The organism is Streptomyces gottesmaniae (genome assembly GCF_031845845.1).
Taxonomy (GTDB): Bacteria; Actinomycetota; Actinomycetes; order Streptomycetales; family Streptomycetaceae; genus Streptomyces; species Streptomyces akebiae.
This window is the reverse complement of the sequence record NZ_JAVRFJ010000048.1, coordinates 58,937-82,440: the sequence shown is the minus strand read 5'-3', so window position 1 is coordinate 82,440 and position 23,504 is coordinate 58,937. Positions and strand designations below refer to the sequence as shown.

The following is a 23,504-nucleotide window of genomic DNA, read 5'->3' as shown; positions in this document are numbered from 1 at the left end:
CCCTTTCCCTCACCCCTCCGACCCCCCGCCGCGCCCGCGCCCGCACCCGCGCCCGCGCCCTCGTCACCGCCGCCTGCGCCACCGCCCTGCTCACCGGCGCCGCCGCGTTGACCGCCCCCGCGAACCCGGCTCCGGAACTGGCCGCGGCACCGGTCGCCGCCGAGGCGCAGCTCGCGGCGTGCGGCGAGGGCTCGTACCAGGCGGAGGCCGTGCTCAGCGGCAGTACCTGGACCGCCCGGCGCGGCAGTACGGTCACGTACACCGGAACCGACATGCGCGCGGCGTTGCAGGCCGCCGTCAACAGCCTCACCTCCGGGCGCACCTCGAAGGAACGGGTCGTCGTGCGCGGCTCCGGGTCCATCGGCGCGGGCTCCCGGGTCTCGCTGCCGAGCTACACCGTGCTCGACGTGTGCGGCACGATCAACGTCACCGGCACGGGCTCGGGCGACCAGGCGCCGGTCTACTCCCGGGGCACCCGTGACATCGAGGTCCAGCACCTCAACCTCACCGGCACCCCGCTGTACGGGATCTTCCTGCGCAACGTGCAGAACGTCGTCCTCGGCCAGCTCGATATGCGTCTGACGCGCGGGCTCGGCGTCCGGATCGACAACCGGGGCGACACCAGCCAGTGGACGCGCAACGTCAGGATCGACAACGTGTACGTGTCCGGAGCGAGCAGCCACGCGGTCGAGACGTACGGCGTCGACGGGCTCACCGTGGGCACGGTGACCGCTCGCAACGTGGGCGAGTCCGGACTGCTCCTCAACCAGACCATCAACGCCACGGTCACCAAGGTCGACGCGGACGGCGCGGGCGCCGGCACCGGTTACGCGGCCTTCCGCATGGCCAACCGCAACGGCCGTGTGGGCAGCGCCTATCCGACCAACATCCGGATCGGCGAGGTGATCGCGCGCGGCGGCGGACGCGGCGTCTTCTGTGTCTCCGAGAGCGGCGGCGCCGTCATCGACCGGATCAACCTCACCAACACCGGCAACAACGCGATCCTGATCGAGAACTGCTACAACGTGAATCTCGCCGCCCAGAGCGGCACGGTCTCCGGCGGTGGTGAGATCCGGCTCGCGGCACGGTCGGAGTTCGCCAACAACCGTGACATCACCGTCCAGAACCTGACGGTCACCAACTCGTCCATCAGGGAGAGCCCCTGCGGCGAGAACACCACCTTCCGCAACAACCGCCTGGTCAACAGCGCCCAGACCATCTGCTGACCGGTCCCACCGCAGGGCGCGCCCGTCCCGCCGTTCCGGTCCGACCGCATCCCTAGGGAGGACGCGAGGGAGGGCGCGAAGGACGGCGCGAAGGACGGCGCGAAGGACGGCGTAAACGATCAGGGCGCCGCCGCATAGCACCGGACGGCGACCTTCTGGTCCGGCCCCCACCGCTGCTCGACCGTGGCCAGCAAGCGCCAGCCGAGCCGTTCGTACAGGGCCGCCGCAGCGGTGTCGGACGCCACGACGTCGAGTACCGGATGCAGTCCGCGCCGCCGCGCCTCGGAGACCGCCCGGGCCAGGAGCGTCGCCCCGAGCCCCAGGCCACGGGCCGACGGATCGACGAAGAGGCGGCTGACCACGGCGGTCTCGTCGACCCCCACCCCCGCCCGGGCGCTCCACAGTGCGGGCGCGGCGTCCGTCGCCTCGCTCCGGGACAGTCCGACGTGACCGGCGATCCGGCCGTCGTGTTCCGCCACCCAGGCGGCGACGAGCGAGGGCGGCGACAGCCACGCGTCGGGCCGGTCGGGCCAGTTCACCGGATAGCCGTCGTGTTCGTGGACCGCCGCGAGCGCGCGGACACAGTCCCCCAGGTCGCGACCGGTCCGAGGCCGGACACTCCGAACGGTGTCCTCACCGGACGCGTTCTCGCCGGCCGCGTTCTCACCAGAGGCGTTTTCGTCGGACGCGTTCTGACCGCATGCGTTCTCGCTCTTCACGGTGGTAGGGGAACACAGGGTCGAGACCGGCAACCACCCACTTTTCCGCCGGGCCGGGCGCAACGCGCGCGCCCCCGTCGTCGCGCCGTCCGGCATCTCCGCGTCCCCGCCGTCACACCCGACGCCGCTCGGGCAGACAGGCCTGCGGGCAATCTTGACGCCGGTGATGTTACCGGTAACACTGCGAGTGGCCCAGTCCCGGAGAGGCGGAGTTCCGCGTGCCCGACACACCGACCGCGCAAGAGGTGAAGGACATCCGACCGGCCCCGGTGACCAGGGTGTTCAGCCCCGCCGCCGTGGTCGCGTCCTGTGTCGGCTTCGTCCTCATCGGCGCGCTCCAGGCGCTCTACGGCCCCGCCATCCCCGCTTTCCGCGAGGCGTACGACCTCTCGCCGTCGTCCGCCGGGCTCGGGCTGAGCGCCCACTTCATCGGCGGTGTCGCCGGCGTGCTGCTCTTCGACCGGCTCTACGGGCGGATGGGCAACCGGCGGATCCTCGGCGCCTCCTACCTGCTGATGGCCCTCGGCGCGGCGGGCTTCGCGCTCGCCCCGAGCTGGCCCGCGGGACTGGCCGCCGCCCTGCTCGCCGGACTCGGGTTCGGCGGCATCGACTACGGCCTCAACCAGCTCTTCGCCGTCGGCTTCGGTCACCGCTCGACCGCCATGCTGAACATCCTCAACGCCCACTTCGGCATCGGCGCGATCCTCGGCCCCGCCCTGATCGCCGCCGTCGGCGCCGAGCACTACCCGGCGCTCTTCCTCGCCTTCGCCGCCGCCAACCTGCCCCTCCTCTTCTGCCTGCGGGGCGTACGCGACCAGGTGCCCCAGCCGGCCTCCGCCGCGACCGCCGCGACCGATGCGACCGCCGCGACCGACGCGACCGGCACGGCGGCGCCCGGCACGACGGCGGGCGGCTCGGCGCTCGGCCGCAGCCTGGGCTCGGTGCTCGCGGTGTTCGTCACCCTCTATGTGCTGCACGTAGGCATCGAGGCGGGTGTCGGAGGCTGGGAACCCACCCACCTGGAGACGGTCGGATACGGCGCCGGGGCCGCCGCGACCGCCACCTCCGTGTACTGGCTGATGATGACGGTCGGCCGTTTCCTGGTCGCCCCCATCGCCCTGCGCCACTCCGCGCAGACGATCATCACCGTCTCCTGTGCCGGCATGACCGTCTGTCTGCTGCTGGCCTCGGTGCCCTCCCTCGCCCCGTACGCCTACGCCGGCGTGGGCCTGTTCATCGCGCCGATCTTCCCCACCGGTCTGCCCTGGCTGAACGCGGCCGCACCCCGGGCCCGCCGGGCCGGAGCGCTCGTCATCGCCGCCTCCATGATCGGCGGCGTGGCGGCGGGCCCGGCGCTCGGCAAGGCCATCGAGTGGTCCGGCGTCCGCGCGGTCCCCCTGCTGCTCGGCGCGGTCTCGGCCGTGTGCCTGGCGGCGACCCTGTGGCTCATCCGGGCCACACGCTCCACCTCCGGTTCTCCGTGAGCCGGCAGTGCAGCCGCCCACCCCCCACTGTCCGCCGACGGACCCCCGTCGTCGCCCACCCCCCGCACGTCCCAGCCGAAGGGAAACAGCCTTGCGCTCGCCCGCTCTGACCACGTCGTCCGACGGTTTCCTCCTGCACGGTGAACCGTTCCGGATCATCTCCGGCGCGATGCACTACTTCCGCATCCACCCCGACCTGTGGGCCGACCGACTGCGCAAGGCCCGGCTGATGGGCCTGAACACCGTGGAGACGTACGTCCCCTGGAACCTCCACCAGCCCGACCCCGACAGCGACCTGGTCCTCGACGGACTGCTGGACCTGCCCCGCTATCTGCGTCTCGCCCACGCCGAGGGACTGCACGTCCTGCTGCGCCCCGGCCCGTACATCTGCGCCGAATGGGACGGCGGCGGCCTGCCCTCCTGGCTCACCTCGGACCCCGACATCCGGCTGCGCTCCAGCGACCCCCGCTTCACCGACGCCCTCGACCGCTACCTCGACATCCTGCTGCCCCCGCTGCTGCCGTACATGGCGGCCAACGACGGTCCCGTCATCGCCGTCCAGGTCGAGAACGAGTACGGGGCGTACGGCGACGACACCGCGTACCTCAAGCACGTGCACCAGGCGCTGCGGTCACGTGGCGTCGAGGAACTGCTCTTCACCTGCGACCAGGCCGGCTCCGCCCACCACCTGGCCGCCGGCAGCCTGCCCGGCGTCCTGTCCACCGCCACCTTCGGCGGCAGGATCGAGGAATCGCTGAAGGCACTGCGGGCCCACATGCCCGAAGGGCCCCTGATGTGCTCGGAGTTCTGGATCGGCTGGTTCGACCACTGGGGCGAGGAGCACCACGTGCGGGACGCGGAGAGCGCCGCCGCCGACCTCGACAAGCTGCTGGCCGCCGGGGCCTCCGTCAACATCTACATGTTCCACGGCGGCACCAACTTCGGCTTCACCAACGGCGCCAACCACGACCAGTGCTACGCCCCGATCGTCACCTCCTACGACTACGACGCCGCCCTCACCGAGTCCGGCGACCCGGGCCCCAAGTACCACGCCTTCCGCGAGGTGATCGCCCGCCACGCCCCGGTCCCGGACGAACCGGCCCCGGCCCCCGCGCCCAGACTCTCCGGCATCACCGTGGAGTTGGACCGCCGCGCCCCTCTGCTGCCGTACGCGACCGCCCTCGACACCTCCCTGGCGCGCAGCGAACACCCGCTCACCATGGAGGAGTTCGGCCAGCGCTCCGGCTACGCCCTCTACCGCACCACCCTCCCCGAGGCGGGCGACGGTCTGCTGCACTTCACCGGCGGCGTCGGCGACCGTGCCCAGGTCTTCGTGGACGGCGCCCCCGTCGGCGTACTGGAACGCGAACGCCACGACGAGACGCTGCCGCTGCGCGTGCCGCGCCCCGGCGCCACGCTCGACGTGCTGGTCGAGAACATGGGCGGCGTCAACTACGGCCCCCGCATCGGCGCCGCCAAGGGCCTCCTCGGCCCGGTCACCCTCAACGGCACCGCCCTGCTCGGCTGGGACACCCACCGCCTCCCGCTGGCCGACCTGTCCACGGTCCCCTTCGCCCCGGCCGAGGCGGCCCCGGTCACCGTTCCCGCCTTCCACCACGGCACCTTCGAGGTCGACACCCCCGCCGACACCTTCCTGTCGCTGCCCGGCTGGACCAAGGGCCAGGCCTGGATCAACGGCTTCCACCTCGGCCGCTACTGGAACCGGGGCCCCCAGCGCACCCTGTACGTCCCCGGGCCCGTCCTGCGGGCCGGTGCCAACGACCTGGTCCTGCTGGAGCTCAACGCCACGACCAGCTCGCGCGCGCAGTTCACCGACACGCCCGACCTGGGCCCGGTGAAGCCCTGATGACGCGGCCGCACCGCGTGCGCCTCCCGGGGCCCGGCGAACCTCCACGGCGAGGCCACCTGCCCTTCGCCGACGCGCCCGGCGTGCCCGACCCCATCGAGGTCGGCAGCCGGCTGTTCACGCGGGGCGGCCGCCCCTGGTTCCCCGTCTCCGGCGAGTTCCACTACTCCCGCTACCCGGCGGGGGAGTGGGAGGAGGAACTGCTGAAGATGAAGGCGGGCGGGGTGACGGTCGTCGCCGCGTACGTCATCTGGATCCACCACGAGGAGACCGAGGGCCGCGTCCGCTTCGACGGCGACCGCGACCTGCGCCGCTTCGCCGAACTCTGCGCCCGGCACGGCCTGGACTTCGTCCCCCGCATCGGGCCCTGGGTGCACGCCGAGGTCCGGGGCGGAGGCCTGCCCGACTGGGTCCTGGCCCGCACGGACGCCCCGCGCACCGACGATCCCGCCTACCTCGCCCCCGTACGCACCTGGTACGCGGCGATCGCCGAGCAGCTCCGGGGCCTGGGCCGGGCCGACGGCGGCCCGATCGTCGCGATCCAGATCGAGAACGAGCTGTACGACCAGCCGGACCATCTGCTCACCCTGAAGCGCACGGCCCAGGAGGCCGGCCTGTCGGCCCCCCTGTGGACGTCGACGGCCTGGGGCGGGGTGCGGCTGCCGCCCGACGAACTCGTCCCCCTCTACGGCGGCTATCCCGAGACCTTCTGGACCGAGGCGGACGGCGGCTGGCCCGACACCTGCCGCAAGCACTACTTCTTCACCCACCAGCGCGACGACGAGGGCATCGGCGCGGATCTCCGTCCCACCACGGTGCGGGGCGGCGACCCGGAGCTGCTGTCGACGCGATTCCCCTGGGCCACCTGCGAGTTGGGCGGCGGCATGGCGGTGGCGTACCACCGCCGACCGCGCGTCGAGGCCGCCGACGTCGGCGCCCTCGCCCTCACCAAGATCGGCTGCGGCTCGGTCTGGCAGGGCTACTACATGTTCCACGGCGGGACCAACCCGACGGGCGACCTCACCCCCCTCCAGGAATCGCACGCCACCGGCTACCCCAACGACCTGCCCCGCCTCACCTACGACTTCCAGGCCCCCCTCGGCGAGTACGGCCAGTACCGCCCCTCCTACGACGAACTCCGCCTGCAGCACCTGCTGTTGGCGGACTTCGGCGGACTGATCGCGCCGATGGACTCCGTCCTGCCCGAGCGGCGGCCGACGGGCCAGGACGACCGGGAGACCCTGCGCTGGGCGGTCCGCGCCGACGACCGCTCGGGCTTCCTCTTCGTCAACAACCATCAGCCGCACGAGCCGCTGCCGGAGCGCCCCGACACGACGTTCGAGGTGGAGTTCCCCGGGGACGGGCCGGTGCTGTCGCTGCCGAGCACACCCGTCGGGATTCCCCGAGGCGCCTATTTCTGCTGGCCGTTGCGGCTGGACGTGGCCGGGCTGCGGCTCGACTGGGCCACCGCGCAACCCGTCTGCACGGTCGACGACGGCCGTGGCCGGACGATCCTGGTCCTGGCCGCGACCGACGGCATCGCCCCCGAACTCGCCCTGGACCTGCGCACCGTGACGACCGTCTCCGCGCCCCCGGACGCCGACGTCACGACCGCGGGTGAGCGCGCCCTGGTGACGCGGCTGCGCCCCGGCACGGACGCCCTGGTCGAGGTCGACACCACCGACGGCCGCCGGGTCGGCCTGCTGGTCCTGGACGCGGCGACGGCCCGTGGCGCCTACCGGGGGCCCGCCTGGGGTGCCGAGCGGTTGATCCTGTCGGCGGACGGCGGCGTGGTCTTCGACGCCCACGCGGACGAGGTACGGGTCCACAGCGCGGCCGGGGAACCGTCGTTCGCCGTCCTGCCCGCCCCGGAGCGGGCTCCGGTGGTCGCCGGGGCGATGGTGAAGGAGGCGGTGGACGGGGTCTTCGTCCGCTACACGCTCCTCGCCGCGGACGACGCGCGACCGGTGGGCGACGGGCGTCACGCACCCGGCGACCCCGGCGGCGCGCTGCCGGTCACCCTGGTCCGGCCCGCCGGCGAGGCACCCCCCGTCACCACGGGCGTCCTGGGACGGGCGAGCGTGCCCGCCGACGCGCACTTCGACTCGGCGGCCGCCGAGTACCGCGTCCCCCTGCCGGCCGCCCCGCCCCCCGGCACCCTGCTGCGCCTGCACTGGACCGGCGACGTGGCCCGTGCGTACCTCGGGGACCACCTCGTCGCCGACCAGTTCCACTCGGGCCGCGTCTGGGACATCGGCCTCGACCGGCTGCCCGCGGGAGCGGCACGGTCCGAGGGACTCCGGGTGCGGGTGCTGCCGCTGCCGGCCGGGGCACCGGTGTACGTGCCCGGCTGGTCGGGAGACGAGCGGATCCCGGCGCAGGTGCTCCGGGCGGAGTACGTCACGACCCGCGCCTGGCACCTGCGCCCCGGCTGATCCAGGGGCCGCCGCCTCCGGGCGGTCCTATTCTGTGGCCCCGGGAGAGGACCGCCCTCGACAGCACCGCCCCTGACCGCATCCACCCCGACAGCACCGCCCCGGACAGCACCGCACCGACCGGACCCCGTGGAAAAGGAAACAGCCGTATGCCCCGAAGCACCACGGACGGCGGCGCGGCCGGCCACGACCCCGGCGAGACCGGCCGCACGCGCAGCCGGCGCAACTTCGCCGGCTCCCGCCCGGTGATGGACGACGTCGCCCGCCTCGCCGGTGTCTCCAAGCAGACCGTCTCCCGCGTCCTCAACAACCACCCGGCGGTCCGGGCGGAGACCCGTGAGGCCGTGCTGGAGGTCATGCGGACGCTCGGCTACCGTCCCAGCCGCAGCGCCCGCTCCCTGGCCAGCGGCCGCACCCGGATGCTCGGCGTGATCTCCTTCGACGCGGCCCGCTACGGTCCCGCCTCCACCCTGACCGCGATCAACACGGCCGCCCAGACGGCGGGTTACCTCGTCAGCTCCATCGCACTCGACACGGCCGACCGGGACACCGTCGTCCAGGCGGTGGACCGGCTGTCGGCCGAGGGCGCGGACGGGATCATCGCCATCGCCCCGCAGCGCCCCGTCGCCACCGCGCTCGCGCAGGCCCGCCCGGACACCCCGCTGGTGATGCTGGACAACGGCCTCGGCGACGGCACCCCCGTCGTCTCCTCGGACTTCACCGCGGGCGCCCGGCTGGCGACCCGGCATCTGCTGGACCTCGGCCACCCCACCGTCTGGCACATCGCGGGCCCCACCGGCTGGACCTCCGCCGACCGACGTGCCGCGAGCTGGCGCGAGACCCTGCGGGACGTCGGCGCGCACGTCCACGAACCCCTGGTGGGGGACTGGAGCGCCGACTCCGGCTACGCCTTGGGCCGGCGGCTCGCGGCCCGCCCGGACGTCACCGCCGTGTTCGTCTCCAACGACCAGATGGCGCTCGGCCTGCTGCGCGCCCTGCACGAGGCGGGCCGCCGGGTGCCGGACGACGTGAGCGTGGTCGGCTACGACGACATCCCGGAGGCGGCGCACCTGCTGCCACCGCTGACGACGATCCGCACGGACTTCCCCGAGATCGGCAGGCGGGCCCTGCGGTTGCTGCTGACGCAGTTGGACGATCCGGAGGACGCCGGTGAGGGGGTGGAGAGGGAGCCGGTCATCCCGGTCGAGCTGATCGTCCGCGACAGCACGGGTGCGGCGCGGTAGCCGCCGCGCGCTGCGGGGTGCGGGGTGCGGGGTGCGGGCTGGGGGGCTGGGGTCGTGGTGGGCTGTGCGGGCGGGCTGCGGGTCGGGCCTTGTAGTGGGCCGTGAGGGTGCGGGCCGCGGGTCGGCCCGGTTGCCCGTGTGGTTGCCCGCGCCCCCTTGAGGGCGCGGGTTCGCTTTCGGTTGCCGGGTGCTTCGGCTACAGGGTCTTGAGGTAGTCCGGGAGTTCGGTGCCGGGGGCCAGGTCAGGGTCCGGGATCGGGGGCTCGTAGCCCTTGCGGAGGGGGACGACGCCGGCCCAGTGGGGGAGCGTGAGGTCCTCGGGCTCGTCGTTGACGCCGCCGGTGCGGGTCTTGGCCGAGACCTCGTTCAGGTCGAGGCGGATCACTGCCGTGGCCGCGAACTCCTTGCCGTTGGCGGGCCGGGAGTCCCGCGAGCGGCCCGGTACGACATGGTCGACCAGGGCGTCCAGGGCGATCCGCCGCTCATCCGGGTCGGTCACCTGGTGCGCGGTGCCGTGCACCACCACCGAGCGGTAGTTGATCGAGTGGTGGAAGGCGGAGCGGGCCAGGATCAGCGCGTCGACATGGGTGACCGTCAGGCACACCGGGAGGCCCGGGTCGGCCTGGCCCGTCATCCGCAGCGGCCGCGAGCCCGTCGAACCGTGCACATAGAGCGTCTCGCCGACCCGGCCGTACAGCGTCGGCAGCACCACCGGGGCGCCGTCGCGGACGAAGCCGAGATGGCAGACGTATCCCTCGTCGAGTATCGAGTGCACGAGTTCCCTGTCGTACGAGGCCTTCTGGGCGGCTCGGGTGGGGACGGTGCGCTCGGTGGGGGTGTAGGCGGCGGGCGGTGGTGTCGTCCGCTCGGGTGTCGTCGTCCGCTCGGTCCCCGTCATTGCGATCTCCATTGCACTAGTGCATAATCTTCTTTGTGCTAGGAGAATACATGATCACTGGGCGGCGCGCAGTCGAGATTGCGGCGAGCGTCGAGCAGGCGGTGGCGGCGGGCGAGCTGGAGCCCGGTCAACTGCTGCCGCCCATGCGGGAGTTGGCGGACCTACTCGGGGTGAATCCGAATACCGTCGCGGCCGCCTACCGCACGCTGCGCGAGCGCGGGGTCATCGAGACCGCCGGCCGCCGGGGGAGCCGTGTGCGGTCCCGCCCGGCGACGACGGGGCGGGAGTACATCCGGGTGGAGGTGCCCGAGGGGGTGCGGGACCTCGCCGACGGCAATCCCGACCCCGCGTTGCTGCCGCGCCTGGCCGAGGTCTTCGCGGCCGCCGCCGAACAGGGCGACCGTGAACCGGTCCTCTACGGGGCGGGCGCCGTGGAACCCGAGTTGGCGCGGATCGCGCGGGCCGAGCTGGACGCCGACGGGGTGCCCGACGGACCGGTCGCCGTCACCTCGGGGTCGCTCGACGCCATCGAACGGGTCCTGGCCGTCCACCTCAAGCAGGGGGACGCCGTCGCCGTCGAGGACCCCGGGTGGGGGAGCGCGCTCGACCTGGTCCCGGCGCTCGGGCTGCGGGTCGTCCCGGTCGGCGTCGACGACGAGGGGCCGCTCCCCGACGACGTACGCAAGGCGCTGGAGGGCGGGGCGCGGGCCCTGATCGTCACCGACCGGGCGCAGAACCCCACCGGCGCGGCCGTGAGCGCCGCTCGCGCGCGTGCCCTGCGGTCCGTGCTGCGGGAGCATCCGGAGACCTTGCTCATCGAGGACGACCACGGCTACCGGATCGTCGACCAGCCCCTGCATCCGCTCGCCGGGGGCACCCGCAGCTGGGCCTTCGTGCGGTCGGTCGCCAAGGCGTACGGCCCCGACCTGCGGCTCGCGGTGCTCACCGGCGACGCGGCCACCCTCGACCGGGTGCGGGGACGGCAGCGGCTGGGGCCGGGCTGGGTGAGCCGGCTGGTGCAGCGGGCCGTCGTCCGGCTGTGGTCCGGCGGCGCGGTGGACGCCGTGAGTGTGGCGGCGGCCTACGGGCGGCGGCGGGACACGCTGATCGGCGCCCTCGCGCGGCGCGGGATCGAGGCGCACGGAGTCAGCGGGATGAACGTGTGGATCCGGGTGCCGGACGAGACCGGCGCGGTCGCCCGGCTGCTGCACGCCGGCTGGGCCGTGGCGCCCGGGGCGCGCTTCCGGATGAGCGCCCCGCAGGGGATCCGGATCACCGTCTCCACCCTCACCGAGGAGGAGATCGGGAGGGTGGCGGAGGCGGTGGCCTCGGCGATCGGGCCGGGGCCGGGCGCGGGGGCGGGGACGGGGTACGCGTGACGTCCGCGGGGCGGGCGCGCGGCCTGTCTGGTGTGTGCTGTGCCTCCCGTGGTGCCGTGTCTCTGCGGCGTGCGCGTGCCGAGGTGTCTCCGCCGTGCGTCGGATCAGGTGCGCGGCCTCACCTGTGTCAGGGCGGCGCCGGCCAGGACGATCGCCGCGCCGACCGGGGTCGACCAGGTCAGGGACTCGCCGAGGAGTGCGACACCGGCGGCGGTGGCGATGACCGGGATGAAGTAGGTGACCATCTGGGCCGTCGTCGGGCCGACCTCGGAGACGAGGCCGTACTGGACGAGCATCGCGACCCCGGTGCCGAGGGCGCCCAGTGCGACGACCGCCAGCAGGGGCAGTACCGGGTAGCTGCTCGGCACGCTCGTGAACAGCGGGGTGACGACGGCCAGTTGGGCGGTGGCGAGCAGCAGTTGGGCGCCGGTGAGGGAGAGGTGCGACGCGGTGGTGCCGGCCAGGGTGCGGCGGACGTAGATCCAGCCGACGGGATAGCTGAGGGAGGCCAGCAGGGCCATCGCCGTGCCGGTGGCGTCCAGGCCGTGGAAGCCCTGCCAGGCGCCGAGCACGGTGAGGACACCGAGAAAACCGAGGCCGAGACCGGCGACCCGCACCCGGGTGGGGCGGTCCTCGGAGAGCGCGACCAGGGAGAGGGCCATGCCCCACAAGGGGGAGGTCGCGTTGCAGATGCCCGCCAGCGTGGACGGGATGGTCAGCTCCGCGTAGGCGAACAGGGAGAACGGCAGGGCGTTGAGGAAGAAGGCGGCCACGGTCAGGTGTCCCCAGGTGCGGGCGCCGCGTGGGAGCCGCTCCCGCCGCACCGCCATCGCCGCCGCGAGCACCAGGGTGCCGAACAGCAGCCGTCCGAAGGTGACCTGGAAGGGCGCGTACGCCTCCGTGCCCACCTTGATCAGGAGGAAGCTGAAACCCCAGACGAGGGAGAGGAAGGCGAAGCGCACCCGCCAGTCGACGGCGGCGCGAGAGGGGTGGGAGACGCGGCCGGGGGCTCGGGTGGGCGTGGCGGTGGTCATGCGCACCACGATGACGCTCAATGATCTCGTAGCACAAGCGAGAATTGATGACGCGATTCTCGTAGTATCGCTTACATGTTGAACCTGGAGCGCCTGCGCACCCTGGACGCCCTCGCCCGGCACGGCTCGGTCAGCGGGGCGGCCGACGGGCTGCATGTGACGACCTCGGCCGTCTCGCAGCAGATGGCCAAGCTGGAACGAGAGGTGGGGCAGCGGCTGCTCGCCAAGAACGGGCGGGGTGTGCGCCTCACCGACGCGGGGCGGCTGCTCGCCGAGCACGCCGCGCGCATCCTGTCCCAGGTCGAGCTGGCGCAGTCGGCGCTGGAGGCACAGCGGGGGCAGGTGGTCGGCGAACTTCGGCTGGCCGCGTTCCCGACGGCCGTCCGGGGGCTGTTTCCCGCCGTCTTCCGCGCGCTGCGGGAGGACCATCCCGCGCTGCGCGTGCGGTCACGGGAACTGGAACCCGAACTCGCCGTCAACGCGGTGATCCGGGGCGACGTCGACCTGGCCGTCGTCCTCGACTGGTACAACAAGCCGCTGCCCGTGCCCGAGGGGCTGGCCAGGGCCGCGATCCTCGACGACCCGGTGGAGGTGGCCCTGCACGAGGACCATCCGCTCGCCGGCCGGGACGAGATCGACCTGCGGGAGCTGGCTCAGGAGCCGTGGGTCGCCTGGCCCGAGGGCGAGTTCTGTCACGAATGGCTGCTCTACACGCTGCGGGCCAACGGCATCGAGCCCCACATCGCCCACCGTGCAGGCGAGCACCACACCCAACTCGCCCTGGTGGCCGCAGCGTTGGGTGTCTGCATCGCGCCTCGGCTCGGCCGTGACCCGATGCCGGCCGGAGTGCGGACCGTGCCGGTGCGCCATCGGGTCCACCGCAGCGTCTACGCGGTGTGGCGCTCGGACGCCGACCGGCGGCCGTCCATCAGGGCGGCGGTGGAGGCACTGCGGGCGGCCGGGGACGCGTGCGGGGTGGGCTGAACATCACGGCGATACGAGTTTGCGGAAGTCCCAGGACGCGACGGCGTCCGGTGTCAGGCGCAGCCAGGCGTGCCTGCCGTCGTGGGGCATCTCGTCCATGCCGAAGTTCTTCCGGGCGAACAGCCGCTCCACCTCGGCGAGTTCGGGGACCGGCTCGCCCGTGCGCGGCGCCTCGCCGACGAACTCGACGGTGCCGGACAGCTCGACGCCGCGCAGTTCGCCGTACTCCTCTCCCGCGTCTACCACGACGGCCACGCGCGGATCGCGGCGCAGCGCGGACCAGCGTTTGCTGCGCGTGATCGAGTAGAGCCAGAGCGAGGTGCCGTCCCACAGGAACCAGAGCGGGCTGACGTGCGGGGCGCCGTCGGGCGCGACCGTCGCCACCCGGCAGGTCCGCCGCGTGCTCAGGAACTCGTCCAGTTCGGCGGGTTCCATCATGATCTTCCGGCCCCGGCGCTGGGTGGAGGTCATGGAGTCCTCTCTTCTGATGTGGCGTCAGAAGAGCATCGGTCGTCTTCCGTCCATGTGCAAGGGGCGTTACGCTCCACCGCCCGATCGCCGGTGACAGGGGGACGTCATGCCCGCGCACGCGAGTGAGCCGAAGCGGCGGCGGGAGCTGGGCGGGCTCCTCGACCCGGCCACCACCGTCCTGCTCACCGTCGAGTGCCAGCAGGGCGTCGTCGGGCCCGACACCGCACTGCCCGAACTCGCCCGGGAGGCACGGTCGTCGGGGGCGCTCGCCCAGGTCGCCCGGCTGGTCGCCGCGGCCCATGGGTGCGCGGTGCAGGTGCTGCACGCCGTCGCCGAGCGGCGGCACGACGGTCGCGGCGCCAGCCGCAACGCGCGGCTGTTCCGCGCCGCAGAACGGCTGCCCGTACGGCAGTTGACGGGCACCGCGGCCGTACGGGTCGCGCCGCCCATCGAGGTCGCCGAGGAGGACCTGATCGTACGGCGGCTGCACGGCCTGTCCCCGTTGGCGGGCACCGACGTGGACGCGCTGCTCCGGAACCTCGGCTGCCGCACCCTGGTCGTCGCCGGTGTCTCGGCCAACGTGGCCGTGCCGAACGCGGTGTTCGACGCGGTCAACCTCGGCTACACGGTCGTCGTGCCCGGCGACGCCATCGCGGGGGTGCCTGCCGACTACACCCCCGCGATGATCCGCCACACCCTCGCGCTGGTCGCCACGGTCGCGACCACGGACGAGGTGGTGGCCTGCTGGGAACGGCCCGTGGGCGGACCCGCGGGCGGCTAGTGCCGCGACAGGCAACGTTCGCCCCGTCGCGACGCCCGGCCCTGGCGAACGCTAGGCGAGGGCGATGGAGTCACCGGACACGGTGACCTCCTTGGCCGGCAGCGGCTTCGTCGCCGGTCCGCTCTTCACACTGCCGTCGGCGATCGAGAAGTTGCTGTTGTGGCAGGGGCAGTTGATCACGCCGTCGGCGATCGACTTCACCGCGCATCCCTGGTGGGTGCAGGCGGAGGAGAAAGCCTTGAAGGTGCCCGCCTCCGGCTGGGTGATGACGACGCCCTCGCTCTCGAAGATCTTGCCGCCGCCCTCGGGGATGTCCGAGGTCTTGGCGATCGCCGTACCGCCCCCGCCGCCCGTGCTGCCGCCGGTCGTGTCGCCGCCGGTGTCACTGCTCGCGTCGCCGCCGGCCCCGGCGCCGGACGAGCCGGCGGGTGACGGGTCGTCGTCCGATCCGCACGCGGTCAGCGCGACGGTGAGCCCCGCCACGCCGGCGGCCGCCATGACGGTGCGACGGCCCGGGATCGAAGCGGGTTTGGTCGTTTCGCTGGTCATGCTGACGGTTCCTTCCGAGATGGCTTCGCACTTTCGCCCATGGATACGGCGGGCGCGTGCTTGAACGTTCAGACAGGGTGCACATCTTGGCCTGTCCGGGATCACGACAGTGTCAAAACCAGCTGTCCGAATGCTGTCGGTCGGTGACGTCAGCGGGTACTTCTCGCGATGTTGCGGAGCCTCTCGCCGGAACGCGGGGCGTGGCCCGACCCTCTCGCCAGGTCGAGCCACGTCGTGCCGGGCCGTACGCGTAGTCCGCGCCGCACGCTCAAGCCGCGGCGTTCACCGCCGGGTCCGCCTGCCCCGCCGGGCTCGCCGCGTCCGTCCGACCTGCCTGGTCCGCCCGGCCCGCCGGCTGGACCGTTCGGCGGCGGCGGACCGGCATGCCCACCGTAGGGTGGGCCACGGCCCAGGCCGCACCCTTGCAGATGAGTTCCTTGTAGACGGCGGCGAGGCGACCGGTGAGGGCCTTGGGGACGGCCTGGTCGTCCGCGGTGACGAACTGGATCAGGCCCTCCCTGCGGCCGAGCGAGACGCACTGCTGGAAGTAGCGGATCGCGACCTTCGGAAGCTTCTGGCCGGTCAGACGGGCCGCGATGGCGTCGGCGGCCTGCCACGCGGTGGGGACACCGGAGGCGCACGACATCCGCAGCGGCTTGTCGCCGGGGCCCGTCACGAGGGCCGCGTCGCCGACGGCGTACACCTCCGGGTGCGAGACCGAGCGCATGCTTCCGTCGACCACGATCCGGCCCGTGCCGGAGACCTCCAGTGTGCTGGCCCCGGCGATCGGGTGGACCGCGAAGCCGGTGGCCCACACCGTGACCGCGGCCGGGACGGCCGGGCCGTCGGTCAGGACGCGGTCGGCCTCGACGGCGGTGACGGCGGTGTGTTCGTGCACGGTGATGCCCAGCCCTGCGAAGACCTTCCGCAGATGTCCTCGGCCCTTGTCGGAGAGCCAGTCGCCGAAGCCGCCGCGGGCCACGAGGGCGACGTCCAGGTCAGGGCGGGTCTCGGCGATCTCGGTCGCGGCCTCCAGACCGGTGAGTCCGCCGCCGACGATCACCACGGGCTGTCCCGCGTCCAACTGGGCCAGCCGCTCGCGCAGCCGGAGCGCTCCGGGGCGGCCGGAGATCTCGTGGGCGTACTCGGCGGTGCCGGGGACGCCCTGCGGGTTCCAGCCGCTGCCGAGGGCGTAGACGAGGGTGTCGTACTCCAGTTCCTGCTGCCCGGCGCCGTGCGCGTCGACGACGGTGACGGTTTTGCGGTCGGCGTCGATACCGGCGACCTCGGCGAGCTTCACCTCGACGCCGGTGCCCGCGAACATCTCGTCGAACGGGCGGGGCCGGAGCTCCTGGCCGACCGCGAGCTGGTGCATCCGGACGCGCTCGACGAAGTCGGGCTCGGCGTTGACGAGGGTGATGGCGACGTCTGCGCGGTGCAGCCGCTTGGCGAGGCGCCCGGCGGCGGCGGCCCCGGTGTAGCCGGCTCCGAGGACGATGATGCGGTGCTGCATTTCCTGCTCCTGTCTGCGCGGTTCGGACGCTTGCCCTTGCTCGGTCACGCCCCTTGAACCGGGCAGCCCTCGATTTCCTGACAGGAAAAGAATGTGAACCGGGTCACACCCTCGCTGGAGGGTGTGACCCGGTTCGTGGAAGGGCGCCGAATGCCCTCGGGAATGCCGCGGAGGGCGTTGGTCAGAAGGCGTGGAACAGGGGTTCCCCGTGCTCGGTGGCCGCCCACACCTCGGTGGCACGTTCCAGCTTGTCGGGGTTGACCTGACTGCGGAACGCGGCGATGCCGTCCCCGCCGATCTCCAGACAGATGATCCCGACGACCCGGCCGTCGACGACCGCCAGGACCGCGGGGCCGCCGTTGGCCGTCGAGATGTGGATCTCCGGTGAGCCGCCGACCATGGCCCGCTTGACCGGGGCCGGCTTGAACAGGCCCCGCATGAACTTCGCGACCGCGAGAGCGCCCTCGAACGCCTTGGCGCGGGCCGGGACCTTTCCGCCGCCGTCGCCGACCGCGATGGCGTCCGAGGTGAGCAGCCTGACCAGCGGCTCGGTCTTCCCGCTGGTCGCCGCCGCGAGGAACTCCTCGACGATCCGTCGGGCCGCCGCCTCGTCGATCTCCGTACGGGCCTTGCCCGCCGCCACGTGCTTCTTCGCCCGGTGGAAGACCTGCTGGCTCGCGGCCTCGCTGATGTCGAGGATCTCGGCGATCTCCCGGTGCGGGTAGTCGAAGGCCTCCTTCAGCACGTACACCGCCCGCTCGCCCGGGGTGAGGCGTTCCAGCAGGGTGAGGACCGCGTACGAGACGGATTCGCGCTGTTCGGCGGTGTCGGCCGGGCCGAGCATCGGGTCGCCGGCGAGCAGCGGCTCGGGCAGCCACTGGCCCACGTAGGTCTCGCGGCGGGCGCGAGCCGAGGTGAGCTGGTTGAGGCACAGGTTGGTGAGCACCTTCGTCAGCCAGGCCTCGGGCACCTCGATCCGGTCGACGTCGGCCGCCTGCCAGCGCAGGAACGTCTCCTGCACGGCGTCCTCCGCCTCGCCCGCCGAGCCGAGGAGACGGTAGGCGATCGCCTCCAGACGGGGCCTCGCCGCCTCGAACCGGTCCACGTCGTGCGTCGTCAGCGCCATGTCCCGGATCCTAGTGCCGGGGCGGGCAGCGTTTGCCCGTTGAGGAGCGGCGTCCGGTGCGTGAGAGCCGGTGATCACCCTTGGTTACTATGCTCACTTCACTGCCGGAGGTCGGCAGCACGGTGTGAGTGTGGATCGCAAGGTCGAAGAGATGGGTGGCCCGGGAACGTGCTGAAAGAGGTCGCCGCGACCCGCTACATCGCACCGCTGCGGGAAGGCGGCTCGCTGCCCGGTCTCGTCGAGGGCGACGACCGCGGGATGTACGTCCTGAAGTTCACCGGCGCCGGTCAGGGCCGCAAGACGCTGGTCGCGGAGGTGGTCTGCGGTGAGCTGGCGCGCCGGCTCGGACTGCGCGTGCCCGGTCTCGCGACCGTCGACCTCGACCCCGTCCTGGGCCTCGGTGAACCCGACGAGCAGGTGCAGGAACTGATCAAGTCCAGCGGCGGCACCAACCTGGGCATGGACTTCCTGACCCGGGCGATCGGCTTCGATCCGCTGGCCTTCGGGCTCGGGCCCGAGGAGGCCGGGCGGATCGTCTGGTTCGACGCGCTGATCAACAACGTCGACCGCTCCTGGCGCAACCCCAACCTGCTGATGTGGCACGGCGAGCTGTGGCTCATCGACCACGGTGCCACCATGATCTGGCACCACCACTGGCCCGGCGCCCGCGCCTCCGCCGCCAAGCCGTACGACGCCGCCGACCACGCCCTCGCCCGCTTCGGCCCCGACGTCGCGGCGGCCGCCGCCGCACTCGCGCCCCTGGTCACCGAGGACCTGCTCGACGAGGTGACCGCCGAGATCCCGGACGTCTGGCTGATCGACGAGCCCGGTTTCGACTCGCCGGACGCGCTGCGGCGGGCGTACGCGGAACCGTTGCTCGCCCGTGCCGCCGGCATTCACGAACGCATCGAGGGGATCAAGTGAGCGACCGCTTCCTGGGGACCGGGGCGACCGGGCAGGACGTCTACGAGTACGCGCTGCTGCGGATCGTGCCCCGGATCGAGCGGGGCGAGTGCTTCAACGCGGGCGTCCTCGTGTACAGCCGCTCCCGGGCCCTGGTGGCGGCCCGTACGCACCTCGACGAGGCCAAGCTGCTCGCCCTCGACCCGGGGGCGGACGTGGCGGGCGTACGCGCCGCGCTGCGCGCCGTGGAGGGCGTGTGCGCCGGGGGAGAGGCGGCCGGGCAGGCAGCCCGCGACGACGCCGGACGGCGGTTCCGGTGGCTTGTCGCGCCCCGTTCCACGGTCGTCCAGGCCGGACCCGTGCACACTGGGCTCACCGCGGATCCGGCCGCGGAGGCCGAGCGGCTGCTCGCCCTGCTGGTGAAGTAAGGGATCACACCTGGTGGAACGTTGACACCGGGTGCCAGGACTTCTAGCGTCACGTGTGCTGAAGGTACTAAGCGGTCGCTCACCGGATTGGGGGCGCCGCAGGAGCCGCATCCCAAGGGCGAGGAGAACCAGCAATGTCCACCACTGAGCAGCGTGTCGCCGTGGTCACGGGTGGCGCGCGCGGCATCGGCGCCGCGACCGCCGTACGACTGGCCGCCGAGGGGCGGGCCGTCGCGGTGATCGACCTCGACGAGGCCGCGTGCAAGGACACCGTAGAGAAGATCACCGCCGCGGGTGGCAGGGCGCTCGCGGTCGGCTGCGACGTCTCCGACGAGGCCCAGGTCGAGGCCGCCGTCACCCGGATCGCCGAGGAGCTGGGCGCCCCGACGATCCTGGTGAACAACGCGGGCGTGCTCCGCGACAACCTGCTGTTCAAGATGAGCGCGTCCGACTGGGACACGGTCATGAGCGTGCATCTGCGCGGCGCCTTCCTGATGGCCAAGGCGGTGCAGAAGTACATGGTCGAGGCCAAGTTCGGCCGGATCGTGAACCTGTCCTCGTCGTCCGCGCTCGGCAACCGGGGCCAGGTCAACTACTCCGCCGCCAAGGCCGGTCTGCAGGGCTTCACCAAGACCCTGGCCATCGAGCTCGGCAAGTTCGGCGTCACCGCCAACGCGGTCGCCCCCGGCTTCATCGTCACCGACATGACCGCCGCCACCGCCGCCCGCGTCGGCATGGGCTTCGAGGACTTCCAGGCCGCCGCGGCCACCCAGATCCCCGTGCAGCGCGTGGGCCGACCGGAGGACATCGCCGGAGCCATCGCCTACTTCACGGGCGAGGACGCCGGATTCGTCTCCGGCCAGGTCCTGTACGTCGCCGGCGGACCGCTCAACTAAGGGATCCAGAACATGACTTCGGTGGAACTCCCCGAGCCTTCGGGCAAGGTCGCGCTCATCACCGGCGCCAGCCGCGGCATCGGCTACGGCATCGCCGAGGCCCTCGTCGCACGCGGCGACCGGGTCTGCATCACCGGTCGCAACGAGGACGCGCTCAAGGAGGCCGTCGAGCAGCTCGGCGCCGACCGCGTCATCGGCGTCGCCGGCAAGGCCCACGACGAGGCCCACCAGGCCCACGCCGTCGAGCGCACGATGGAGGCCTTCGGCCGCGTCGACTTCCTGGTCAACAACGCCGGTACCAACCCGGTGTTCGGCCCGATCGCCGACCTCGATTTGAACGTGGCCCGCAAGGTGTTCGAGACCAATGTCGTCTCCGCGCTCGGCTTCGCCCAGCGGACCTGGCACGCCTGGCAGAAGGACAACGGCGGCGCCATCGTCAACATCGCCTCCGTCGCCGGTGTCTCCGCGTCGCCGTTCATCGGCGCGTACGGCATCAGCAAGGCCGCCATGATCAACCTGACCATCCAGCTGGCGCACGAGTACGCGCCCAAGGTCCGGGCCAACGCGATCGCGCCCGCCGTGGTGAAGACCAAGTTCGCCCAGGCCCTCTACGAGGGCCGGGAGGCCGAGGCGGCCGCGGCCTACCCGCTCGGGCGGCTCGGTGTGCCCTCCGACATCGGGGGCGCCGCCGCGTTCCTCACCTCCGAGCAGTCGGACTGGATCACCGGGCAGACCCTTGTGGTCGACGGCGGCATCTTCCTCAACGCCGGGGTGGGCTGACAGAGTACGGCGGGCGCCGGTACATGATTCACCGAACATCTCCGGCGCCCGTCCGCACCCCTCACGGGGCCTCGACAACGCCGTCACACGCGGACCGACCAAGGGCTCCCCCAGCCGGGCAGGACCGGCCGACGGGCCTGCGGTATCGTTCGGCCACTCTTGGTACGGCATTTCGAGGAGCATGCACGTGTTCAACCGGAACCGATACTTGCCGCCACTCGCGGTGATCGCGTCCATATCCATGGTGACCGGGTGTGGTGTGTTCTCCTCGGACGCCTCGGACGACGCGGACCCCATCATCGTGGGGACCACCAGTACGCCGAGCACCCTGGACCCGGCCGCGGCCTGGGACAGCTCCTGGGAGCTGATGCGCAACGTCTTCCAGCCCCTGCTCGGCTACTCGCCCGGCGGGTCCGAGCCCGAGCCGGACGCCGCCGAGAGCTGCGAGTTCACGGACAGCTCCAGCACGGTCTACAGCTGCACGCTGCGCGAGGGCCTGAAGTTCTCCAACGGGCACACGCTGGACGCCAAGGCCGTCAAGTACTCGTTCGACCGGATCAAGAAGATCAACGTCAACGGTGGCCCCGCCGGCCTGCTGACCACCCTCTCCCGGGTGCAGACGAAGGGCGACCGCGAGGTCGTCTTCCACCTCAGCCAGCCCGACGCGACCTTCCCCCTGGTGCTCACCACGCCCGCGATGTCGATCGTGGACCCCGCGGAGTACCCCGCGGACAAGCTCCGCGAGGGCGGGGACATCGCCGGCTCCGGGCCCTACAACCTCGACTCCTACGACGAGGGCAAGACGGCCGAGCTGGTCCGCAACGACAACTACAAGGGCATCGCGGACCTCAAGAACTCCGCCGTCACCATCCAGTACTTCCAGCAGTCGGACGAGATGGTCAAGGCCCTCAAGAACAAGGACATCTCGGTGATCTACCGGGGTCTGGGCGCCTCGGACATCGTGGACATCCAGGCCAACCACGACGAGGAGGGGCTCCAGATCGTGGAGAACCCCACCACCGAGATCAGCTACCTGGTGTTCAACCCCAAGGACCCCTGGACGAAGAACCCCGCGGTGCGCAAGGCCGTCGCCCAGGTCCTCGACCGGCCGGCGCTCGCGCACAACATCTACAAGGACACCGTCGAGCCGCTGTACTCCATGATCCCCAGGGGTCTGGTGGGCCACACGACGGGCTTCTTCGACGACTACGGCAACCCCAGCGCGACCAAGGCGAAGGCCATCCTCACCGAAGCGGGCATCACCGAAACGGTTCCGCTGGAGCTCTGGTACACCACCGACCGCTACGGCTCCCAGACCAAGCCGGCCTTCGAGGAGCTGAAGCGACAGCTGGAGGGCTCCGGCCTGTTCGAGGTCACGCTGAAGAGCCGCCCCTGGAAGACCTACTCCGAGGGTTACCAGAAGGGCGAGTACCCGGTCTTCGGGCGCGGCTGGAACCCCGACTTCAACGACGCCGACAACTTCATCGCCCCCTTCGTGGGCGAGCAGAACGCGCTCGGCACGCCGTACGACGCCCCCGAGATCACCAAGAAGCTCCTGCCGGAGTCGCGCGCCGAGAGCGACCGCGGGGCCGTGGCCGAGGAGTTCGAGGAGGCCCAGCAGATCCTCGTGGACGACGCGCGGCTGATCCCGCTGTGGCAGGGCAAGGCGTACACGGCCGCGAACGAGGAGATCGCCGGCCTGGAGAACGTCATCGACCCCGCGACGATGATGATCATGTGGCAGCTGTCGTGGAAGACCAGTTGGTGATTCCGGGTGCCGGGTCCCGTTGTCAGTGGGCGCCTGTAGGTTCTGTGCTCTGACGGCGGCCGTGCTTCGCGCGGCTGCCCATGGCCGCGCGCTGCGTGGCCGTGAAGTGAGCGCACACCGGAGGAAGTTGACGTGACCGACATCGCCATGCTGCCCGAGTCCTGGCGCGGGGTCCTGGGGGACGAGCTGCAGCAGCCTTACTTCAAGGAACTCACCGAGTTCGTCGAGGAGGAGCGTGCGAAGGGTCCCGTCTACCCTCCCCGTGAGCAGGTCTTCGCCGCGCTCGACGCCACGCCGTACGAGAGCGTGAAGGTGCTGGTCCTCGGCCAGGACCCCTACCACGGCGAGGGCCAGGGGCACGGGCTGTGCTTCTCCGTGCGGCCCGGGGTGAAGACCCCGCCGTCGCTGCGGAACATCTACAAGGAGATGCAGGCCGAGCTGGGCACCCCGATCCCGGACAACGGCTATCTGATGCCGTGGGCCCAGCAGGGCGTGCTGCTGCTCAACGCGGTCCTCACGGTCCGGGCCGGCGAGGCCAACTCGCACAAGGGCAAGGGCTGGGAGAAGTTCACCGACGCCGTGATCCGCGCGGTGGCCGACCGACCCGACCCGGCGGTCTTCGTGCTGTGGGGCAACTACGCCCAGAAGAAGCTCCCGCTGATCGACGAGGAGCGCCATGTGGTGGTGAAGGGCGCGCACCCCTCGCCGCTGTCGGCCAAGAAGTTCTTCGGCTCCCGGCCGTTCACGCAGATCAACGAGGCCGTCGCCCGGCAGGGCCACGAGGCGATCGACTGGACGATCCCCAACCTCGGCTGACGGGCCGCTCGTCCCTCCGCACCCGCCGCCGCTGCCCCACCCCTCCGTACGCGCGTGTCCGTCCGGCCCCTCCGTACGCGCGTGTCCGTCCGGCGGCCGTACAGCCGCCGTACGGCCGCCGGGGCACCCCCGCGGTCGTACGGAGCGGCCTGACCGGGATTGCGGGTGCCTGCCGTTAGCGTCGAGAGGGACAGGCGGGTCTC

General features: G+C 72.2%; 21 protein-coding genes. 14 read left to right on the top strand and 7 right to left on the bottom strand.

The annotated features are described in order from the left end of the window. Positions 1-86: 86 nt before the first annotated feature. The gene (locus RM704_RS38555) at positions 87-1,226 is read left to right on the top strand and encodes a hypothetical protein (protein ID WP_311592533.1); all 1,140 of its coding nucleotides are present in this window, start codon (positions 87-89) and stop codon (positions 1,224-1,226) included. Between the two features lie 119 nt (positions 1,227-1,345). Here RM704_RS38555 and RM704_RS38550 read toward each other — a convergent pair whose 3' ends face one another. After that, complete coding sequence (locus RM704_RS38550; protein ID WP_033529466.1) at positions 1,346-1,819, bottom strand: GNAT family N-acetyltransferase; 474 nt, start codon at positions 1,817-1,819, stop codon at positions 1,346-1,348. 344 nt (positions 1,820-2,163) lie between these two features. Here RM704_RS38550 and RM704_RS38545 point away from each other — a divergent pair, with 344 nt between their 5' ends. The 4 genes from RM704_RS38545 to RM704_RS38530 all read left to right on the top strand — a co-directional run bounded on the left by RM704_RS38545 (position 2,164) and on the right by RM704_RS38530 (position 8,975). After that, positions 2,164-3,429 (top strand): MFS transporter, encoded by a 1,266-nt coding sequence (locus RM704_RS38545; protein WP_192829742.1) that lies wholly within the window; start codon positions 2,164-2,166, stop codon positions 3,427-3,429. A gap of 91 nt (positions 3,430-3,520) precedes the next feature. Then, positions 3,521-5,296 (top strand): glycoside hydrolase family 35 protein, encoded by a 1,776-nt coding sequence (locus RM704_RS38540; protein ID WP_033529378.1) that lies wholly within the window; start codon positions 3,521-3,523, stop codon positions 5,294-5,296. Next, positions 5,296-7,731 (top strand): beta-galactosidase, encoded by a 2,436-nt coding sequence (locus tag RM704_RS38535; RefSeq protein ID WP_033529377.1) that lies wholly within the window; start codon positions 5,296-5,298, stop codon positions 7,729-7,731. Before RM704_RS38540 ends, RM704_RS38535 begins: the two co-directional genes overlap by 1 nt. A gap of 149 nt (positions 7,732-7,880) precedes the next feature. Further along, positions 7,881-8,975: a LacI family DNA-binding transcriptional regulator gene (locus RM704_RS38530; protein ID WP_033529376.1), complete on the top strand. Its 1,095-nt coding sequence runs from the start codon at positions 7,881-7,883 to the stop codon at positions 8,973-8,975. A gap of 196 nt (positions 8,976-9,171) precedes the next feature. Here RM704_RS38530 and RM704_RS38525 read toward each other — a convergent pair whose 3' ends face one another. Next, positions 9,172-9,873 carry a pyridoxamine 5'-phosphate oxidase family protein gene (locus RM704_RS38525; RefSeq protein ID WP_033528936.1) on the bottom strand — a complete coding sequence of 234 codons (702 nt, stop codon included), beginning with the start codon at positions 9,871-9,873 and terminating at the stop codon, positions 9,172-9,174. Between the two features lie 35 nt (positions 9,874-9,908). Between RM704_RS38525 and RM704_RS38520 the strand changes: the two genes are divergently transcribed. Further along, on the top strand, positions 9,909-11,252 hold the full coding sequence (locus tag RM704_RS38520) for an aminotransferase class I/II-fold pyridoxal phosphate-dependent enzyme (RefSeq protein WP_107072347.1): 1,344 nt from the start codon (positions 9,909-9,911) through the stop codon (positions 11,250-11,252). 104 nt (positions 11,253-11,356) lie between these two features. Here the strand turns inward: RM704_RS38520 and RM704_RS38515 are convergent, their stop codons facing one another. Next, positions 11,357-12,286, bottom strand: a complete 930-nt coding sequence (locus tag RM704_RS38515; protein ID WP_033529098.1) for a DMT family transporter — start codon at positions 12,284-12,286, stop codon at positions 11,357-11,359. 75 nt (positions 12,287-12,361) lie between these two features. On the opposite strand from RM704_RS38515, the gene RM704_RS38510 reads away from it, so the two are divergent. Next, complete coding sequence (locus RM704_RS38510) at positions 12,362-13,270, top strand: LysR family transcriptional regulator (protein WP_033528938.1); 909 nt, start codon at positions 12,362-12,364, stop codon at positions 13,268-13,270. Between the two features lie 3 nt (positions 13,271-13,273). Here the strand turns inward: RM704_RS38510 and RM704_RS38505 are convergent, their stop codons facing one another. After that, positions 13,274-13,741: a pyridoxamine 5'-phosphate oxidase family protein gene (locus RM704_RS38505; protein ID WP_033528939.1), complete on the bottom strand. Its 468-nt coding sequence runs from the start codon at positions 13,739-13,741 to the stop codon at positions 13,274-13,276. Positions 13,742-13,847: 106 nt separating this feature from the next. Between RM704_RS38505 and RM704_RS38500 the strand changes: the two genes are divergently transcribed. Next, complete coding sequence (locus tag RM704_RS38500) at positions 13,848-14,522, top strand: isochorismatase family protein (RefSeq protein ID WP_033528940.1); 675 nt, start codon at positions 13,848-13,850, stop codon at positions 14,520-14,522. A 51-nt stretch (positions 14,523-14,573) separates the two neighbouring features. Here RM704_RS38500 and RM704_RS38495 read toward each other — a convergent pair whose 3' ends face one another. From RM704_RS38495 to sigJ, 3 genes are all read right to left on the bottom strand, one after another. Further along, positions 14,574-15,071 (bottom strand): Rieske (2Fe-2S) protein, encoded by a 498-nt coding sequence (locus RM704_RS38495; RefSeq protein WP_033528941.1) that lies wholly within the window; start codon positions 15,069-15,071, stop codon positions 14,574-14,576. A 268-nt stretch (positions 15,072-15,339) separates the two neighbouring features. Continuing rightward, complete coding sequence (locus RM704_RS38490; protein WP_033528942.1) at positions 15,340-16,584, bottom strand: NAD(P)/FAD-dependent oxidoreductase; 1,245 nt, start codon at positions 16,582-16,584, stop codon at positions 15,340-15,342. Positions 16,585-16,765: 181 nt separating this feature from the next. After that, on the bottom strand, positions 16,766-17,710 hold the full coding sequence (gene sigJ, locus RM704_RS38485) for an RNA polymerase sigma factor SigJ (protein WP_033528943.1): 945 nt from the start codon (positions 17,708-17,710) through the stop codon (positions 16,766-16,768). 168 nt (positions 17,711-17,878) lie between these two features. On the opposite strand from sigJ, the gene RM704_RS38480 reads away from it, so the two are divergent. The 6 genes from RM704_RS38480 to RM704_RS38455 all read left to right on the top strand — a co-directional run bounded on the left by RM704_RS38480 (position 17,879) and on the right by RM704_RS38455 (position 23,301). Then, positions 17,879-18,634, top strand: a complete 756-nt coding sequence (locus RM704_RS38480; RefSeq protein WP_033528944.1) for a HipA family kinase — start codon at positions 17,879-17,881, stop codon at positions 18,632-18,634. Then, positions 18,631-19,041 carry a DUF3037 domain-containing protein gene (locus RM704_RS38475; RefSeq protein WP_033528945.1) on the top strand — a complete coding sequence of 137 codons (411 nt, stop codon included), beginning with the start codon at positions 18,631-18,633 and terminating at the stop codon, positions 19,039-19,041. The genes RM704_RS38480 and RM704_RS38475 overlap by 4 nt, the downstream gene beginning before the upstream one ends. A 134-nt stretch (positions 19,042-19,175) precedes the next feature. Next, a complete protein-coding gene (gene fabG, locus RM704_RS38470) occupies positions 19,176-19,937 on the top strand; it encodes a 3-oxoacyl-ACP reductase FabG (protein WP_033528946.1) in 762 nt (253 codons plus the stop codon). Positions 19,938-19,949: 12 nt separating this feature from the next. Then, complete coding sequence (locus RM704_RS38465; protein ID WP_033528947.1) at positions 19,950-20,717, top strand: SDR family oxidoreductase; 768 nt, start codon at positions 19,950-19,952, stop codon at positions 20,715-20,717. Between the two features lie 187 nt (positions 20,718-20,904). Beyond that, the gene (locus RM704_RS38460; RefSeq protein ID WP_033528948.1) at positions 20,905-22,485 is read left to right on the top strand and encodes an ABC transporter substrate-binding protein; all 1,581 of its coding nucleotides are present in this window, start codon (positions 20,905-20,907) and stop codon (positions 22,483-22,485) included. Positions 22,486-22,617: 132 nt separating this feature from the next. Continuing rightward, complete coding sequence (locus RM704_RS38455) at positions 22,618-23,301, top strand: uracil-DNA glycosylase (RefSeq protein ID WP_033528949.1); 684 nt, start codon at positions 22,618-22,620, stop codon at positions 23,299-23,301. Positions 23,302-23,504 lie beyond the last annotated feature (203 nt).